This window comes from Streptomyces sp. NBC_00582 (assembly GCF_036345155.1).
Taxonomy (GTDB): domain Bacteria; phylum Actinomycetota; class Actinomycetes; order Streptomycetales; family Streptomycetaceae; genus Streptomyces.
In genome coordinates this window covers 6607460-6624173 of sequence record NZ_CP107772.1, presented here as the reverse complement: position 1 = coordinate 6624173, position 16714 = coordinate 6607460, and the positions used below count along the sequence as shown (strand labels likewise).

Here is a 16714-nt window from a genome sequence, read left to right as displayed (position 1 = left end):
GGTTTCTCAGGTTACTTCTTCGACGGGCCGACCTTCACCGTGATCGTCGAGCCGTCCTTGGGCTCGCTGACGATCTTGATGGAGGTGTTGGTGTCAACGATCTTGACGCCCGCGAGCGGGTTCGTGGCGTCGTAGTAGGTCGACTTGCCGTCGTCGAAGACCGGGACGCCCGGACGGGACTTGATCTTGGTCGCGACGTCCGCGTTGTGCAGCGTGATCGCGTCCGTCGGGTACAGGCTGAAGGTGGAGTCGAAGGCCTGGACGCGGTTGCGCATCAGCGTGCCGTTCGACCACTTCAGCGGGGTCGGGTGCGAGTCGATCGGGAGGATCAGGCCCTCACCCGGGTGGGCGCTGGTGTTGTCGTCCGCCTGGGAGGTGTCCCACTTCCAGATCAGCAGACCGTTCTGGTAGGCGTAGTGCTCCACCCAGTCCGGACGGGTCGTCGAGAAACCGAAGTTGTACGGGCCGACCTTGAGGGTCTTGTCGTACGACACGTACTGGCGGTTCTCGGCGATGTAGTACTGGGCGTAGTCGTCCGTGATGGCCGAGCCGATGCGGGAGAAGCCGCTCGCGGTCCACGCGGTGTCCGCGGCCTCGGCGTTGTCGGAGAACAGGGTCGCGCCGTCGGCGGTCACCGTGATCTCGTCGGCCGCGAAGCCCTTCTGGGCCACGCCGCCGTCGGTGGCGTAACGGAAGCGCAGGCTGATCTGCTTGCCGGCGTAGGCGTTCAGCGGGAACGTCAGCTTCTGGTACGAGGCCACCGTGCCGGTGAGGGCGGGCTTGTCGCTGCCGTCACGCGGGATGGCGGTGCCGTCGGCCAGGGTGCCGTCGATCGGGGTGTAGCTGGCGCCGCCGTCGGTGGAGACCTCGGTGTACAGGTAGTCGTAGTCCTGCTCGATGTCCCACCAGCCGTCCAGGGTGAGGGACGCGGAGGTCTTGCCGGTCAGGTCGACCGTGCGGGTCAGGGTGTTGCGCAGGTCGTCGCCGCTGCCGCTCCACCACTGGGTGGAGCCCTGCGCGGGGGTGACGACCTCGGTGGTGACCGTCTTCTCGGGGAGCTGCACCACGAGCGCCTGGGCGTTCTTGGTGTTGTACTCCGCGACGCCCAGCTTGTGGGTGGACTTCTTGCCGGCGAAGGCGACGTCGTAGTCCAGCCAGCCGAGCTGGAGCTTGTCCCAGGCGTTCATGTCGCCGGGCAGGTCGCCGATGGACTCCTTGCCGGTGCCGAGCCAGGAGCCGGAGGACATCAGGGTCCAGAAACCGGTGGAGTTCTCGCCGCCGCCGGAGGTGTCGTACTCGTCCGGCAGACCGAGGTCGTGGCCGTACTCGTGGGCGAAGACGCCCAGGCCGCCGTTCTCCGGCTGGATGGTGTAGTCGCCGACCCAGATGCCGGTGTCACCGATCTGGGTGCCGCCGAGCTTGACGGTGTCCGGGCCGGTGGAGCCGGCGTCGGTGCCGAAGGCGTACCAGCGGTGGGCCCAGATGGCGTCCTCGCCCTGGGCGCCGCCGCCCGCGGACTCGTCCTCACCGGCGTGCACGATCTGGAAGTGGTCGATGTAGCCGTCGGGCTCGTTGAAGTTGCCGTCGCCGTCGTAGTCGTAGCGGTCCCACTGGTCGAACCCGGCCAGCTCCGCCTTGATCTCGGCGGCCGTGTCACCGGCGGCCTCGCGCTCGGCGACCCAGGCGTTGACGCCGTCCTGGACCGCGTACCAGGCGCCGGTCGGGGCGTCGTTGGAGCCGTAACGAGCCTCGTTGTAGGGGACCTTGACCCAGTCGGTGACCTCGCCGTCGACCGAGTAGCGGCCCGAGGACTGCTTCTCGTAGTACTTCTTCAGCGACTCGGTCTTCTTGCCGGTGCCGAAGTACAGCTTTTCGAAGTGCGCCTGGTCGTAGTCCGCCTGCCAGGCCGTGGAGTTGTTCGTGGCCCGGTCCGGCGCGGCTATCTGGTTGTGCAGCGGGCCGGTCGTGCCGCCGTAGCGGGGGTCGACCTGGTCACCGAACTCGACGAGGATCGTGAAGATCTTGTCGGTCTTCTCGCGGCCGAGCTCGACGTACTTGCTGTCGCCCTTGCGGCTGTCGAGCTTGACCACCTTGGAGCCGTTGCGGTCCTTGACGGTGGCCTCGCCGGAGATGACCTGCTTCAGGGCCTCCTCGCGCTGCGCCTCCTGGGTCTTGCTGAGCGGGCCGTCGAAGTCGTGCTCCTTGGCCTTGGCCGGCTGGGGGTCCCGCCGGTCCACCGCCGCCGCGCCCGTCGTGCCGCGCTCGGCGGCCTGGGCCACGGCGAACGTGGTGAACGTCGCGGAGGCCGCCGCGAGGGCCACGACCGTCGCGGCCGTTCTGAACGTCCAGGATCTACTGGTCACTTGATGTCCTCCCCTAACGCGCCCGTACGCGCGGAAAAGGGGGGATCCCTGTCAAGGAAGGTCCGCGCGCTGTTATACGCGTGTAGTCAAGTGACGCCATTTGACTACTGGTTTACGAGAAAAGACAGACCTTGACTTGGACAGATCAAGTGCATTATTGAGAGCCGGTGTTCGCATTGCGGACACATGACCGTAACGTGACGAAGCACCGGGGCACCTCGAACAGGCGCGCGGGACCGTCCACTTGCTGGACGTCATGACTCCGTGCGCCCCCTGTGCATCGGCACCGTGGGTTAGGTCACGCTTACCGTTCGTTCCCCTCGGGCATGCAGGCGAATAGAGTCGAGATCTCCCCCGCTTCCGAGGACACGATTGCCATGCCTCGTCCGACTGTCGCACAGCTCACGTACGGTTCCTGCACCGTCATCTTCTCGACGCTCGCCATGCTGCTGCTGTCACAGACGAGTTCGGGACCCGGGATCGCCGTCGTCTCCGTCGCCGCGCTCGCGCTCGGCGTGCTCGTCGCCCTGACGGTGCCGGTGACGCGGTCGTCGCCCGCCCCCGTTCCGCAGCAGCGGCCGGAGCAACAGGCGGTGCCCGAGCCGGTGCCGGTACCCGTACCCGCCTCCGTGGCCGCCGCTCCCGAGCCCGTCCGGGAACCGACGGCACCCTGACCTGACGGTGTGGAAGAAGGGCCCGAGCCCGCCGACTCGGGCCCTCCTTCGCGTTCGTGCGAGGTCAACCGAGGGTGACCACCACCGTCTTGGCCGCCTTGTCGTGCAGGCCCTGCTTGTACGGCTTGTCGAAGTAGCTCCAGCCGCCCGCGATCGCGGTCCACACACAGGCGCAGCAGAACGCGAACGGGATCCACAGCACCAGCGCGCGCACCAGCGAGGACTGCCAGGAGGGGGTGGCGCCGTCGTCCAGGTTGGCGACGCGCATGCCGAGCCACTTCTTGCCGAGGGTCTGGCCGTTCCTGGCGATCAGGATCGTGTCGTACGCGACGTAGAGGACGGCCGTGATGATCTCGCGCCCGAGGGTCTTGCCGAACTCGATCTTGTCGGCGTCGACGGTGTACTGGTCGACGCGGAAGGCCCACACCAGCAGCGCCACCACGATGTACACCAGCACCATGTCGATGATCCGGGCGAGCGTGCGCTTGCCGCTGTCGGCGAGCGGGGGCATCCCGGCGAGCGGGTCGGCCGGGTAACCGCCGTACGCGTCACCGCCCTGACCGCCGTAGGGGCCGCCGCCGCCCGAGTACGGCGGGGGCGGTTCGCCGTCGTACGGGGTGTCGTACGGCGATCCGCCCCGCGGGGGCTCACGCGAGGGCTCCCCGGGCGGCTCCTGTGGTGGCTCCCGCGGAGGCTCCCGCGGAGGGTGTTTCCGAAACGGGTCGTCCTCCGGAGGGCCGCCGGAGCCGGGGGGCGGTTCGGTGGTCATGGCCCGAGTGGAACCCGGGGCCCGGACCACCGCATCCGGCGAGCGGCCGTACGGGTGTCGGCGTACGGGTGTCAGCCGGCCACGAACGTGTGTGCGGCCTTGTCGTGCCAGCACTGGCGCCACGGCCGGTCGAACACTCCCCATACGACGCCCACGGCACCGATCACGAGCAGGCCGGGGACGCTGTAGACGAGCCAGCGGAGCAGGGACGCGCCGAAGGCCGGGGGCTCATGGCCCTCGATGTCCCGCACCTGGAGACCGAGCAGCTTCTTGCCCAGCGTGCGCCCCCATCGTGCGGTCGGCAGGGCCTCGTACACGATCCCGAAGACCAGCAGGACGGCGAGCACGACACCGAGGTAGACGGACGTCGTGCCGTCCAGGAGCCACACCGTGACGGTCCGTCCGGTGAGCTTGGCCTCGTCGATCTTCTCGTTGACGTGGTCGAGGGCCTTCACGCCGAGCGGTACGGCGGCGGCCGAGGTGACGGCGGCGAGCACGAGCGTGTCGACCAGCCGGGCCGCGAACCGCTTGCCCAGTCCCGCGGGCCGGGCCGCCGCCTGCCTGCGGGCGGCCGCCTGGAAGATGTCGTCGACGGGCGGCTTCCAGGGCGCGGGCTGCTCGTCCGCCCCCGCCAGCCGGTGCACCTGCTGCGCCCAGGAGGACTGTCCCCCACCGGAGCCGGGAGCCATGGGCAGGGAGGCGGGCGGCTGGGCGGCGCCCTGAGCGGCCCCGGGCGCCTGCGCCCCTCCGGCTGGCCCACCCGCCTGCCCGGCGGCGGGCGGAAACCCACCGGGGCCCTGGGGGGCGGGGCCTTGCCGGGCGGGGGGCTGTGCGGCGGCGGCCGGATCGGGGAGGCCGTGCTGGACGAGGCCTTGATGGGCGGGGGGCTGCTGGGCGGGAGGCTGTTGGGCGGAGCCCTGGTCGGGGAGGCCGTGCTGGACGAGGCCTTGATGGGCGGGAGGCTGCTGGGCGGGGGTCTGTACGGCGGGACCCTGTGGGGCAGGGGACTGTCCGGCGGGACCCTGTGGGGCAGGGGACTGTCCGGCGGGGCCTTGGTGGGCCGGCGTCTGGGCGGCCGGGCCCTGGAGACCGGGGGTGCCCTGGAGACCGGGGGTGCCCTGCGCCGCCTGGGCGGCCGCGCGCTCGGCGGCGGCCTTGCCCGCGCCGAAGCCGGGCTTTGCGGGGCTCGCCGCGGTGCCGCCGGCCGCGTCCCTCGCCGTGGGACGGCGGAAGACGAACGTGCCACCCGACGCCACGTCGCCGGCCCCGCCGACCCCCTCCTCCGGCTCCGCCGGCGGGATCGTCGTCGTACCGTCCGTACGGGCCGACCAGCCGTCGGGCTGCACCGGGGAACCCGGACCGCCCTGCTGGCCCGGGATGGCGGGCTGCCCCGGCGACCCCGAGTGCCCTGGCACCGCGCCCGGGCCCGGCATTCCCGACTGGCCCGGGACCGCACCCTGGCCGGGAACCCCGCCCTGCCCGGGCACACCCTGGCCCGGCACCGCACCCTGCCCAGGCATGCCCGCCTGGCCCGGCACCGCACCCTGCCCGGGCACCCCCTGGCCCGGAGCCCCCGACTGCCCCGGCGCCGCGCCCCGGCCGGGGACCGCGCCTTGACCAGGTGCCCCCGAGTGGCCCGGTACCCCGTGCTGGGGCTGGCCCGGTACCCCCGGCTGGGGCTGGGTGCCCCAGGAGATCCTGCGGTCCTGGTCGCCGCCGAAGCCGGACTGGTGGGAGCGGTCGGCGCCCCAGGCCGAGGCGGGTTCGGGGCGGCCGCCGCCGAGTTGGTCGGCCGGGTTCGGGTCCTCGTCGAAGAAGTGCGGGCCGGTCTCCTCCACGGGCGAGGCCGGAGGCGTGAGCGGCGTACCGTCCGACGGGGCCGGGCGGCTGGTGCCCGGTACCCAGGCGGAGCCGTTCCAGTACCGGACGTATCCGGGGATGGACGGGTCCGGGTAATACCCCTCGCGGGGCCTGTCGTCGCCGGGGGCCGGGGTTGGGGCGCTCATGTCCGTCGTCCCGTATCTGCTCGGAGGTGGGATGGGGGCATCCACATCTATCAGACGGACGCAACCCCCACCGCCAGTCCCGCCGTACCCACCCCTTTCCGGGCAACCCCGTGCACCCGCTTCACACGTTCGGAAAAAAAGTTCTCCGAACCCGCGTAATGCTCCGCATCCCTGGCGCTCTCTGACTGCGTACACATCCGTACGGAGAGGAGAACGACCATGCATCACACCGTGGTGGAGCGCGAACTGGAGCTCCGGCTCATCCTGTCGCCGGAGCGCAGCATCCCCGTCCCGGCCCGGCTGGGCTACCGCAGCGACGACCCGTTCGCCGTGCACGTCACCTTCCACATCAACTCGGAGCAGCCCGTCCACTGGACGTTCGCCCGTGAGTTGCTGGTGGAGGGGGTGTTCCGGCCCTGCGGGCACGGGGACGTGCGGGTGTGGCCGACGAAGGCGGAGGGCCGGAGTGTGGTGCTGATGGCGCTCAGCTCGCCCGACGGCGACGCCCTGCTGGAGGCACCGGCCGCCCAGGTGTCGGCCTGGCTGGAGCGGACGCTGCGGGCGGTGCCGCCGGGCAGCGAGGGCGAGCAGCTCGGCCTGGACGAGGGGCTGGCCGAGCTGCTCGCCCAGTGAGCGGGCCCGTGCGCGGAGCTCAGAACAGCTTGCCCGGGTTGAGGATCCCCAGCGGGTCGAACACCTGCTTGACGGCCCGTTGCATCTCCAGCCCCACCGGGCCGATCTCGCGCGCCAGCCACTCCTTCTTCAAAACGCCCACCCCGTGCTCGCCGGTGATCGTGCCGCCGAGTTCCAGACCGAGCGCCATGATCTCGTCGAACGAGGCGCGGGCGCGCCGGCACTCGTCGGGGTCCCGGGCGTCGAAGCAGACGGTGGGGTGGGTGTTGCCGTCCCCGGCGTGGGCGACGACCCCGATGGTGAGCCCCTGTTCGTCGGCGATGCGTTCCACGCCCTCGATCAGGTCGCCGAGCCGGGAGCGGGGCACGCACACGTCGTCGATCATCGTGGTGCCCTTGACGGCCTCCAGCGCGACGAGGGACGAACGCCGGGCCTGGAGGAGGAGTTCGGACTCGGCGGCGGTGTCGGCGGGGACCACCTGGGTGGCGCCGGCCGCCTCGCACAGGGCGCCGAGGGCGGCGAGGTCGGCGGCCGGGTCGGGGGTGTCGAAGGCGGCCAGCAGCAGGGCCTCGGTGGAGTCCGGCAGGCCCATCCGGGTGAGGTCGTTGACCGCCTTGACCGTCGTACGGTCCATCAGCTCCAGCAGGGACGGCACATGGCCGCCCGCCATGATCGCGCAGACCGCGTCGCAGGCGGCGGCCGCCGACGCGAACTCCGCCGCCAGCACGAGCTGTCGCGGCGGCTGCGGTCTGAGGGCCAGCACCGCCCGTACGACGATGCCGAGCGAGCCCTCGGAGCCCACGAACAGCCGGGTCAGGTCGTACCCGGCGACGCCCTTCGCGGTGCGCCGTCCGGTGGACATCAGCCGTCCGTCGGCGAGGACGACGTCGAGGCCGAGGACGTACTCGGCCGTCACCCCGTACTTCACACAGCACAGCCCGCCCGAGGCCGTGCCGATGTTCCCGCCGATCGTGCACGTCTCCCAGCTCGACGGGTCCGGCGGGTAGGAGAGCCCGTGTTCGCCGACGGCACGGGAGAGCACGGCGTTGACGACGCCCGGTTCGACGACGGCGACGCGGTCGACCGGGCTGATCTCCAGGATGCGGTCCATCCTGGTCAGCGACAGCACGATGCAGCCGTCGGTGGCGTTGGCGCCGCCGGACAGGCCGGTGCGGGCGCCCTGCGGGACGACGGGCAGACGCAGTGCGGTGGCGGTGCGCATGATGTGCTGGACCTGTTCGACCGTGCGGGGCAGCACGACGACGGCCGGGCGGCCGGCCGGGCAGAAGCTCGCCATGTCGTTGGCGTACGAGGCGGTGACGTCGGGGTCGGTGAGGACGGCGTCGGCGGGCAGGCCGGCGAGCAGACGGTCGACGAGGTTGCCCGTGACCTCGTCGCGTGGCGCTTCGATACGGCTCATGATCACAGGTTCGCACCCGGGGCCATCGGTGTGAACCCCGTCCCCGGCGGCCGTCACCTGCCCGGGCGCGGCCCGTGCGCTGTCGCACAGTGAGCGCCATGGACAGCGTCGTACGAAACGAAGAGAACACCGCGCGGGTGGTGCCCTGGTATCGGCGGCGGGCGCCGGTCGGCGCGCTGGTGGGGGGTCTGGTGCTGGCCGGTGGGGCGGCGGTGCTGTGGGGTGTGCCCGGGGAGCGGGCGCAGCGGGGGGCGCCGGCTCCGGCCGCGGGGGCGCAGGCGGGTGCGGCGGTGGGGGCGGGGGTGCCGGCGGCGCTGCCCGGTCTGGCGGAGCTGATCGCGGAGCGGGAGAGCCGGGTGCGGGAGCATCCGCGGGACGCGGGGGCGTGGGCGGTGCTCGGGGCGGCGTACGTCGAGCAGGGGCGGCGCACCGCCGGGGCGGAGGTCCTCTATCCGAAGGCGGAGCGGGCCCTGCGGACCTCGCTGAAGGTACGGCCGAGGGGCAACAGCGAGGCCCTGGACGGGCTGGCCGCGCTGGCCAACGCCCGCCGGGACTTCCGGGCGGCGCGGGGGTGGGCGGAGGCCGCGCGCCGGGTGGCGCCGGCGCGCTGGACGACGTACGGGCAGCTCATCGACGCCTGCACGGGCCTGGGCGACCACAAGGAGGCCCGCACGGCGTTGGACCGGTTGCTGAAGCTGCGGTCGGGTCCGGCCGTACGGGCGCGGGCGGCGGGCGTGTACTGGGAGCAGGGTCTGCGGGAGGACGCGCAGGCCGCGCTGGCCGACGCGGCGGCCGGGGCCTCCTCGCCCGCCGAGGAGGCGGCGTGGCTGGAGCGGGCGGGGCAGCTCGCGTTCGAGCGCGGGGAGCGGGAGAGCGCGCTCGCCCACTTCCGGGCGGCGCTGCGTCTCGACCCGGACCTGTGGGCCGCGCGGGCGGGGCAGGGGCGGGCGCTGGCGGCGTTGGGCCGCAGCGATGCGGCGCTGACCGCGTACCGCGAGGCGCTCGCCGGGCAGCCGCTGCCGCAGTACGCGCTCGAACTGGGTGAGCTGTACGAGTCGCTGGGGCGGGCCCGTCAGGCGCGGGAGGAGTACGCGCTGCTGCGGGAGCGGGTGCGCCGGGACGCGGCGGGCGGGGTGGACGGGGCGCTGGTGCTGGGGCTGTTCGAGGCGGACCACGGCGATCCGGCGTCGGCGGTACGACGGCTGCGGGCCGAGTGGGAGCGCCAGCCGGGGGTCGCGGTGGCGGACGCGCTGGGCTGGGCGCTGCACCGGGCCGGTGCGGACGAGGAGGCGCTGGAGTACGCGAGGACCGCCACCGACCGGGCGCACGGCGGGGCGGTGCTCAGCGCGTCGTACTCCTACCACCGGGGCATGATCGAACTGGGCCTGGAGCGGACGGCGAACGCCCGTCGGCATCTGGCGGAGGCGCTGCGGCTGAACCCGTCCTTCTCCCCGCTGCACGCCCGCGCGGCCCGAGCGGCGCTGACCCGCCTGGGCGAGGTACCGGACGCGCCGCTGCCGGAGTGATGCGCGCCGCCACCCGGCGCACCGCCCTGCGCCGCGGCCGCGGCCTACGTCGTCTTCTTCGCGGGCTTGTAGTAGAGGGAGAAGCGGCGGGCGCCGGCCGTGCCGGAGGCGAAGCCCAGGTAGAGGCGGGAGCCGCGGACGGCGAGGCCCTCGGGTTCGCGGTAGGTGAGGGTCTGGCCGGCTCCGGTGCGGGTGCGCTGGAGGAGCTTTCCGGTGCGCACGTCGAGGCAGGAGAGGTAGGCGTTGCCCTTCTTGGCCGGGGGGTTGGTCAGGGCGTCGTAGGCGGTGCCGGCGAGCTGGTAGACGTGGTCGCCGTGCAGGGCATAGCCCTGGAAGGGGATCTCGGGGTCGGGGTGGGCGCCGGTCTGGGCGATGTCGGCGACCGGGTCGTCGTAGTCGCGGTCGACGAAGGCTTCGAGGTCCCAGACCCGGTAGCGGGGTTTGCCGTCCATGCGGTAGCGGACCGCGATGCGCTTGGAGGTCATGCAGACCGAGGGCTGGTTGTTGGTGGACCCGGGTATCGGCTTGCGGATGTTGACGTCGTCGCCGGTGCGGACGGCGCCGGCGGCGAAGCGGAAGCGGGTGACGCCCTGGCCGTAACCGCCCTTGGAGGCGGCCTCGGTCCAGATCCAGACGGTGCCGTCGGGGGCGTTCTGCACGCCCATGCTGACGCCGTGCCCGAAGCCCTGGAGATACATGTGGCCGAGCGCGTTGCCCTTGAGGTCCAGGCGGTTGAGGCACAGGTTGCCGGCCGCCTCGCCGCCCTTGCGGACCTGGAGGACGTAGAGGTGGCGGTGGGTCTCGTCGAAGGCGAAGGACTGCAGGACCGTGCCCTCTCGGAGGGCCTTTCCGGCCAGCCAGCTCACGGCCGGTACGGCCAGGTCGAAACGGTCGGACACGGTCCACCCTCGCCTTCGGCGGGGGCCTCGTCCGGGCGACTACAGGTTGCCCCGCTTCTCCTGCTCACGCTCGATCGCCTCGAACAGGGCCTTGAAGTTGCCCTTGCCGAAGCCCATCGATCCGTGGCGCTCGATGATCTCGAAGAACACGGTAGGGCGGTCCTGCACCGGCTTGGTGAAGATCTGGAGGAGATATCCGTCCTCGTCGCGGTCGGCGAGGATCTTCAGCTCGCGCAGGGTGTCCACGGGCACCCGGGTGTCGCCGACCCATTCGCCGAGGGTGTCGTAGTACGAGTCGGGGGTGTCGAGGAAGTGGACGCCGGCCGCGCGCATGGTGCGGACGGTCTGCACGATGTCGTTGGTGTTGAGCGCGATGTGCTGGACGCCGGCGCCGCCGTAGAACTCCAGGTACTCGTCGATCTGGGACTTCTTCCTGGCGATCGCGGGCTCGTTGATCGGGAACTTGACCTTGAGCGTGCCGTCCGCGACGACCTTCGACATCAGGGCGCTGTACTCGGTGGCGATGTCGTCGCCCACGAACTCCTTCATGTTCGTGAAGCCCATGACCTTGTTGTAGAAGCCGACCCATTCGTCCATGCGGCCGAGTTCGACGTTGCCGACGCAGTGGTCGATCGCCTGGAAGGTGCGGTGGGCGGGCGGTTCGACGATCGGGGCGGCGGCGACGAAGCCCGGGAGGTAGGGGCCGTCGTAGCCGGAGCGGTCGACGAGGGTGTGGCGGGTCTCGCCGTAGGTGGCGATCGCGGCGAGGACGACCGTGCCGTGCTCGTCCTTCAGCTCGTACGGCTCGGCGACGGAGCGTGCGCCGTGCTCGACGGCGTAGGCGTACGCGGCGCGCGCGTCGGGGACCTCGATGGCGAGGTCGATCACGCCGTCGCCGTGCTCGGCCACGTGCTGGGCGAGGAAGTGGCCCCAGGTGGTGGCCGGCTTGACGACGGAGGTGAGGACGAACCGGGCCGAGCCGTTGGTGAGCACGTACGACGCGGTCTCCCGGCTGCCGGTCTCCGGGCCGGCGTACGCGACCAGCTTCATGCCGAAGGCGGTGGAGTAGTAGTGCGCGGCCTGTTTGGCGTTGCCCACGGCGAAGACGACCGCGTCCATCCCCCTGACCGGGAAGGGGTCGGCCTGCCGGGCGGTGTCGGGAGCGTGGTGTGTGGTCTGCGTCATGGCGGAAGCCTCACTCCGCAGCGCAAGGTGCGCAACAGTTCGCCTTTCGGCTGGACAATCCGTTCGGCGGTACGGCGGTTTCGGCGGGCTTTGGGTACAGGGTGACCATCTCGGAGGCGGGCGTGGCGATCGATCATCTGGACGGGCGGCTCATCGTGCTGCTGGCGCGGGAGCCGAGGATCGGGGTGCTGGAGATGTCCCGGCGGCTGGGGGTGGCCCGGGGGACCGTGCAGGCCCGTCTGGACCGCCTCCAGTCGACCGGCGTCATCCGGGGCTTCGGGCCCGAGGTCGATCCGGCGGCCATCGGGTACCCCGTGACGGCCTTCGCCACACTCCAGATCCGGCAGGGGCAGGGGCCGGACGTGCGCGCCCACCTCGCCACCGTGCCGGAGGTCCTGGAGCTCCACACCACCACGGGCAGCGGGGACATGCTGTGCCGGCTGGTGGCCCGCTCCAACGCCGACCTCCAGCGGGTGATCGACCGGGTCGTCGGCTTCGAGGGGATCGTGCGGGCGTCGACGGCGATCGTGATGGAGAACGCGGTGCCGTTGCGGATCATCCCGCTGGTGGAACAGGCGGCCGACGAGGACCGGGAGCGGTGACTTACAAAGAAGACGTTGCAAAGCTTTCTTTGCAACGATACCTTTGTACGCATGACCGAGCCCCGGGATCCAGAGGTACGGCAACTCGACGCGCGCTCCTTGCGCGGACTGGCCCACCCCCTGCGCATGCAGCTGCTCGACGCCCTGCGCTTCGGCGGTCCGGCCACCGCTTCCCAACTCGCCGAGAAACTGGGAGAGTCCAGCGGAGCCACCAGCTACCACCTGCGCCAGCTCGCCGCCCACGGCTTCGTCGAGGACGATCCCGAGCGGGGCAAGGGCCGGGAGCGGTGGTGGAAGGCCGCCCATCGGGGCCTGCTGTTCGACGACGCGCTGCTCACCGACGCCGATCCCGCCGTACGCGGAGCGGCGGACCTGTATCTGCACGAGGTCGCGACGACCCAGACCCGCGACCTGTCGACCTGGCTGGGCAACCGCGCCTCCTGGCCCGAGGAGTGGAACCGCTCCTGGGACATGAGCAGCGCGACGCTACGGCTGACTCCTCGGCTCACCCGTGAACTCACCCGGGAGATGCACGAGCTGATCGAGTCGTACCGCGAACGCTCCGCCGACGCGGACGACGCCGAGACCGCGCAGGTCCGCCTGCACACCCACGCCTTCCCGCTCACGACGGACCAGGAGAACCCCCGATGATCACCCCCGAGACCCACCTCGCCCTGCACCACGCCCGCGCCGCCGAGCTGCACGCCTTAGCCGAGGCCCACCGGCTCGCCACCGAGGCCGCACACCCCCGCGCCCTGCGGACCCGCCTCGGCTGGACCCTCGTGGAAGTGGGACTACGGCTGGCCACGCCCGGGCCGGCCGCCCTGGCGCCTAGCAGCTAGGCACGGACCCCTTGCCTCTGTCTCCGCGCCTAGCAGCCAGGCACGGACCCTTGCCGGTCTCCGCGCCTAGCAGCCAGGCACGGACCCCTTGCCGGTCTCCAGAGCGGTGAGCGCGTTCACCGCGCCCTTGAGGGTGGTCACCGGGATCAGACGGAGCCCCTTGGGCAGCTCCGACTTGGCGTCGCCGCACTCGGCCCTGGGCACCAGGAAGACCGTCGCCCCGTCCCGGCGAGCGGCCTGCGTCTTCAGCGCGACGCCCCCGACCGCGCCGACCGTCCCGTCCACGCCGATGGTGCCGGTACCGGCGATGGTGCGGCCGCCGGTGAGATCGCCGCCCTCGCCGTCGCCGTCGAGCTTGTCGACGATGCCCAGCGAGAACAGCAGCCCCGCGCTCGGACCGCCGACGTCGGACAGCTTGAGCGTGACCTTGATGCCGTCGTCCGTACGGTCGAGGTAGCGCAGCGCGGCCTGGGTCGCCGCGTCCTGGGACTCCTCCATCTGCTCGGTGTTGTGCTGCTCGATCTCCTTGGTGGACTGCCCGCTCGGGTAGACCGAGTCGCGCGGCATGATCGCCTGGTCGCTGCGGAACCAGCCGTCGATCACATCACCGAGCCGGACGTCGGCGTCGGGGCCGGTCGCCTCGATCGTCGTCATCCGGAGCTGCCCCGACGTGGTCCGGGTGGGCGCGCCGGAGACCGTGATCACCTGCGTGCCCTGGTTCTCGCCCAGCACGTTCGCCGTCATCCCGGGCTGCGCCACCGAGAACGGCAGCGGCGCGGACACGGCCGTGACGAGCAGCCCCACGACGGGGACGGCGCAGACGGCGACGGCCTGGAGACGAGAGAGACGAGAGAGCACGGGGTCAATGTAACCGGCCGGGGTGTGGACCCGGACGCGCAGGTGCGCGCCACCCCCGGGCCCGGCCGGCCGTCAGCGCAGCGCCTCCGCCACCTCCCGCGCCGCGTCCACCACCCTCGGCCCCACCCGCTCCGGCACCGCGTCGGCCAGCATCACCACACCCACACTGCCCTCGACCCCGGTCACCCCGAGCAGCGGCGCCGCGGCCCCGCTCGCGCCCGCCTCCAGTTCCCCGTGCGTGAGCGTGTAGCCCGGCTCCCCCACCGGCTTCTGCCGCGCGGCGAGGATCGCCCGCCCCGCCGCCCCCCGGTCCAGCGGATGCCGGAACCCGGCCCGGTACGCCACGTGGTAGTCCGTCCACGACGGCTCGACGACGGCGACGGCCAGCGCGTCCGCCCCGTCCACCAGCGTCAGATGCGCGGTCGCCCCTATGTCCTCGGCCAGCGCCCGCAGCGCGGGCAACGCCGCCTCCCGGACCAGCGGATGCACCTGGCGGCCCAGCCGCAGCACACCGAGGCCGACCCGGGCTCGCCCGCCCAGATCACGTCGTACGAGGGCATGCTGCTCCAGCGTGGCGAGCAACCGGTACACGACGGTCCGGTTCACGCCCAGTTTCTGGGACAGCTCGGTGACGGTCAGCCCGTGGTCGGTGTCGGCCAGCAGCTTGAGGACCTTCAGGCCCCGGTCGAGCGTCTGGGAAGTCTCCGCGGTCACGACGCCCACTCCTTCAGTGGTGAGGTCGGCAGCCCCCGTCGCGGCGGATGCGTCACCGAGTCCCGTCAGTGACGCGCTTCAGAGGCCGCCGATCGGCAGAGGGGCCCGGCATGTCCGGGCCCGGTCGCTTCACGGCTGCGCTCCGCGGCGGCGCTGCCACGGGGCGTGTGCGTAGCGGGACAGTAGCGAAGCAGGTTCGCTGAGCGGAAGAGAACGTCCAGAATCCGGTCAATGGCCGGGATGGGCTACTAGGATTTGCCGCGATATGTCGACCCATGGGGAGCGGCCGGTCGGGCCGCCGGGGGCGTGCCTCACTTCATGCGGGTGGCCCATTCCTGGACCTTCGCGATGCGCTGCCGCAACTGCCCCGCCGTCGCCTCCGCGCTCGCCGGTCCCCCGCAGGCCCGCCGCAGCTCGGTGTGGATGACCCCGTGCGGCTTGCCGCTCTGGTGGACGTACGCGCCGACCATCGTGTTGAGCTGACGCCGCAGCTCCATCATCTCCTTGTGCGAGACGACGGGCCGCCGCTCGGCCGGCAGCTCCAGCAGGTCGGCCTCCGCGTCCGGCTTCTTCCTGCTGTGCGCGATCTGCTTGGCCTGCCGCTTCTGCAGCAGCAGTTGCACCTGCTCGGGTTCGAGGAGCCCCGGGATGCCGAGGTAGTCCTGCTCCTCCTCGCTCCCCGGATGGGCCTGCATGCCGAACTCGGCGCCGTTGTACATGACCCGGTCGAAGACGGCGTCGGACTCCAGCGCCTCGAAGGGCAGCATGTCCTGCTCGCCGGTGTCCTCGTCCTGCTGCTTCTCCGCCTCCTGGAGGAGCTTCTCCTCCTCGGCGTACGGGTCCTCCTCGCCCTCCTTCTTCGGCTTGTCGAGGACGTGGTCGCGCTCGCGCTCCATCTCGTTGGCGAAGCCCAGCAGATCGGGCACGGTCGGCAGGAACACGGACGCGGTCTCGCCGCGCCGCCGCGACCGCACGAAACGCCCGACGGCCTGCGCGAAGAACAGCGGGGTGGAGATGGTCGTCGCGTACACCCCGACCGCGAGGCGGGGCACGTCGACGCCCTCGGACACCATCCGCACCGCGACCATCCACCGGTCGGTGCCGCCGCTGAACTCGTCGATCCGGTGGGACGCGCCGGCGTCGTCGGACAGCACCAGGGTCGCCTTGTTCCCGGTGATCTCCCGGATCAGCTTGGCGTACGCCCGCGCCGAGTCCTGGTCGGAGGCGATGACGAGCGCGCCCGCGTCCGGGATCGACTTGCGGACCTCGGTGAGCCGCTGGTCTGCGGCGCGCAGCACGCTCGGCATCCACTCGCCGCGCGGATCCAGCGCCGTACGCCACGCCTGGCTGATCGCGTCCTTGGTCATCGGCTCGCCGAGCCGCGCGGCGATCTCGTCACCGGCCTTGGTCCGCCAGCGCATGTTGCCGCTGTAGGAGAGGAAGATGACCGGCCGCACGACGTGGTCCGCGAGCGCGGAGCCGTAGCCGTAGGTGTAGTCGGCGGAGGAGCGCCGGATGCCGTCGGCCCCCTCCTCGTACGCCACGAAGGGGATGGGGTTGGTGTCGGACCGGAAGGGGGTACCGGTCAGCGCGAGGCGGCGCGTCGCCGGCTCGAACGCCTCCAGACACGCCTCGCCCCACGACTTGCTGTCACCGGCGTGATGGATCTCGTCGAGGATCACCAGGGTCTTGCGCTGCTCGCTGCGGTTGCGGTGCAGCATCGGCCGTACGCCGACGCCCGCGTACGTCACCGCGACACCGTGGTAGTCCTTGCCGAGCGGTCCGGCGCTGTACTCGGGATCGAGCCGGATCCCTATCCTCGCGGCCGCCTCCGCCCACTGCTTCTTCAGATGCTCGGTCGGCGCGACCACCGTCACCTGCTGCACGACATGGTGGTGCAGCAGCCAGGAGGCGAGGGTCAGCGCGAAGGTCGTCTTGCCGGCGCCGGGCGTGGCGACGGCGAGGAAGTCGCGCGGCTGCTCCTGGATGTACTTCTCCATCGCCCCCTGCTGCCAGGCCCGCAGCTTGCTGGCGGTACCCCAGGGGGCGCGGCCCGGGAAGGCGGGAGAGAGGTGGTGGGAGTGCGAGGTGGAGGTGGCGGCGGAAGTAGTCACGGTCTCCGGGTTCGGGGGTCGGGCTCGGTCACGGCTACGTATGACAACCGGGCCACCCTACCGGCGGCCCGGGACCGGCAGGCCGCGAACCGGGCCGGGGCGGCGCAGG

Annotated in this window: 15 protein-coding genes; 6 read left to right on the top strand and 9 right to left on the bottom strand. The window is 71.9% G+C overall.

Going from position 1 to position 16714, the window contains the following annotated elements; genetic code table 11:
- Nucleotides 1-11 precede the first annotated feature (11 nt).
- Entirely contained in the window at nucleotides 12-2363 is a 2352-nt protein-coding gene (locus tag OG852_RS29680) for an immune inhibitor A domain-containing protein (protein WP_330349484.1), read from the bottom strand.
- 377 nt (nucleotides 2364-2740) lie between these two features.
- On the opposite strand from OG852_RS29680, the gene OG852_RS29675 reads away from it, so the two are divergent.
- The gene (locus OG852_RS29675) at nucleotides 2741-3037 is read left to right on the top strand and encodes a hypothetical protein (RefSeq protein WP_330349483.1); all 297 of its coding nucleotides are present in this window, start codon (nucleotides 2741-2743) and stop codon (nucleotides 3035-3037) included.
- 64 nt (nucleotides 3038-3101) lie between these two features.
- Here the strand turns inward: OG852_RS29675 and OG852_RS29670 are convergent, their stop codons facing one another.
- Both OG852_RS29670 and OG852_RS29665 read right to left on the bottom strand, forming a co-directional pair.
- Complete coding sequence (locus OG852_RS29670) at nucleotides 3102-3806, bottom strand: RDD family protein (RefSeq protein ID WP_133915004.1); 705 nt, start codon at nucleotides 3804-3806, stop codon at nucleotides 3102-3104.
- A gap of 71 nt (nucleotides 3807-3877) precedes the next feature.
- On the bottom strand, nucleotides 3878-5812 hold the full coding sequence (locus tag OG852_RS29665) for an RDD family protein (RefSeq protein WP_330349482.1): 1935 nt from the start codon (nucleotides 5810-5812) through the stop codon (nucleotides 3878-3880).
- A gap of 219 nt (nucleotides 5813-6031) precedes the next feature.
- On the opposite strand from OG852_RS29665, the gene OG852_RS29660 reads away from it, so the two are divergent.
- Nucleotides 6032-6445: an SsgA family sporulation/cell division regulator gene (locus tag OG852_RS29660; protein ID WP_330349481.1), complete on the top strand. Its 414-nt coding sequence runs from the start codon at nucleotides 6032-6034 to the stop codon at nucleotides 6443-6445.
- Between the two features lie 19 nt (nucleotides 6446-6464).
- On the opposite strand, the gene OG852_RS29655 is transcribed toward OG852_RS29660, so the two are convergent.
- Nucleotides 6465-7871 (bottom strand): FAD-binding oxidoreductase, encoded by a 1407-nt coding sequence (locus tag OG852_RS29655; RefSeq protein WP_133915001.1) that lies wholly within the window; start codon nucleotides 7869-7871, stop codon nucleotides 6465-6467.
- A 92-nt stretch (nucleotides 7872-7963) separates the two neighbouring features.
- Between OG852_RS29655 and OG852_RS29650 the strand changes: the two genes are divergently transcribed.
- Nucleotides 7964-9391 (top strand): tetratricopeptide repeat protein, encoded by a 1428-nt coding sequence (locus OG852_RS29650; RefSeq protein WP_330349480.1) that lies wholly within the window; start codon nucleotides 7964-7966, stop codon nucleotides 9389-9391.
- Nucleotides 9392-9435: 44 nt separating this feature from the next.
- Here the strand turns inward: OG852_RS29650 and OG852_RS29645 are convergent, their stop codons facing one another.
- Both OG852_RS29645 and hppD read right to left on the bottom strand, forming a co-directional pair.
- Nucleotides 9436-10290, bottom strand: coding sequence for a phage baseplate protein (locus tag OG852_RS29645; protein ID WP_133914999.1), 855 nt, complete (start codon nucleotides 10288-10290; stop codon nucleotides 9436-9438).
- A gap of 39 nt (nucleotides 10291-10329) precedes the next feature.
- Nucleotides 10330-11475 carry a 4-hydroxyphenylpyruvate dioxygenase gene (gene hppD / locus OG852_RS29640; protein WP_330349479.1) on the bottom strand — a complete coding sequence of 382 codons (1146 nt, stop codon included), beginning with the start codon at nucleotides 11473-11475 and terminating at the stop codon, nucleotides 10330-10332.
- Nucleotides 11476-11597: 122 nt separating this feature from the next.
- Here hppD and OG852_RS29635 point away from each other — a divergent pair, with 122 nt between their 5' ends.
- Genes OG852_RS29635 through OG852_RS29625 form a run of 3 tightly spaced genes read left to right on the top strand, consistent with a single transcriptional unit; the run spans nucleotide 11598 to nucleotide 12919 of the window.
- Nucleotides 11598-12077, top strand: a complete 480-nt coding sequence (locus OG852_RS29635) for an Lrp/AsnC family transcriptional regulator (protein ID WP_133914997.1) — start codon at nucleotides 11598-11600, stop codon at nucleotides 12075-12077.
- A 51-nt stretch (nucleotides 12078-12128) separates the two neighbouring features.
- On the top strand, nucleotides 12129-12728 hold the full coding sequence (locus OG852_RS29630; RefSeq protein WP_330349478.1) for an ArsR/SmtB family transcription factor: 600 nt from the start codon (nucleotides 12129-12131) through the stop codon (nucleotides 12726-12728).
- Nucleotides 12728-12919 carry a hypothetical protein gene (locus OG852_RS29625; RefSeq protein WP_330351522.1) on the top strand — a complete coding sequence of 64 codons (192 nt, stop codon included), beginning with the start codon at nucleotides 12728-12730 and terminating at the stop codon, nucleotides 12917-12919. The genes OG852_RS29630 and OG852_RS29625 overlap by 1 nt, the downstream gene beginning before the upstream one ends.
- 66 nt (nucleotides 12920-12985) lie before the next feature.
- Here OG852_RS29625 and OG852_RS29620 read toward each other — a convergent pair whose 3' ends face one another.
- The 3 genes from OG852_RS29620 to OG852_RS29610 form a co-directional block, all read right to left on the bottom strand.
- Nucleotides 12986-13777: a S16 family serine protease gene (locus OG852_RS29620; RefSeq protein WP_330349477.1), complete on the bottom strand. Its 792-nt coding sequence runs from the start codon at nucleotides 13775-13777 to the stop codon at nucleotides 12986-12988.
- A gap of 72 nt (nucleotides 13778-13849) precedes the next feature.
- Complete coding sequence (locus tag OG852_RS29615; RefSeq protein ID WP_133914994.1) at nucleotides 13850-14491, bottom strand: IclR family transcriptional regulator; 642 nt, start codon at nucleotides 14489-14491, stop codon at nucleotides 13850-13852.
- A gap of 311 nt (nucleotides 14492-14802) precedes the next feature.
- Nucleotides 14803-16605 carry a DEAD/DEAH box helicase gene (locus OG852_RS29610; protein WP_330349476.1) on the bottom strand — a complete coding sequence of 601 codons (1803 nt, stop codon included), beginning with the start codon at nucleotides 16603-16605 and terminating at the stop codon, nucleotides 14803-14805.
- Between the last annotated feature and the right edge of the window lie 109 nt (nucleotides 16606-16714).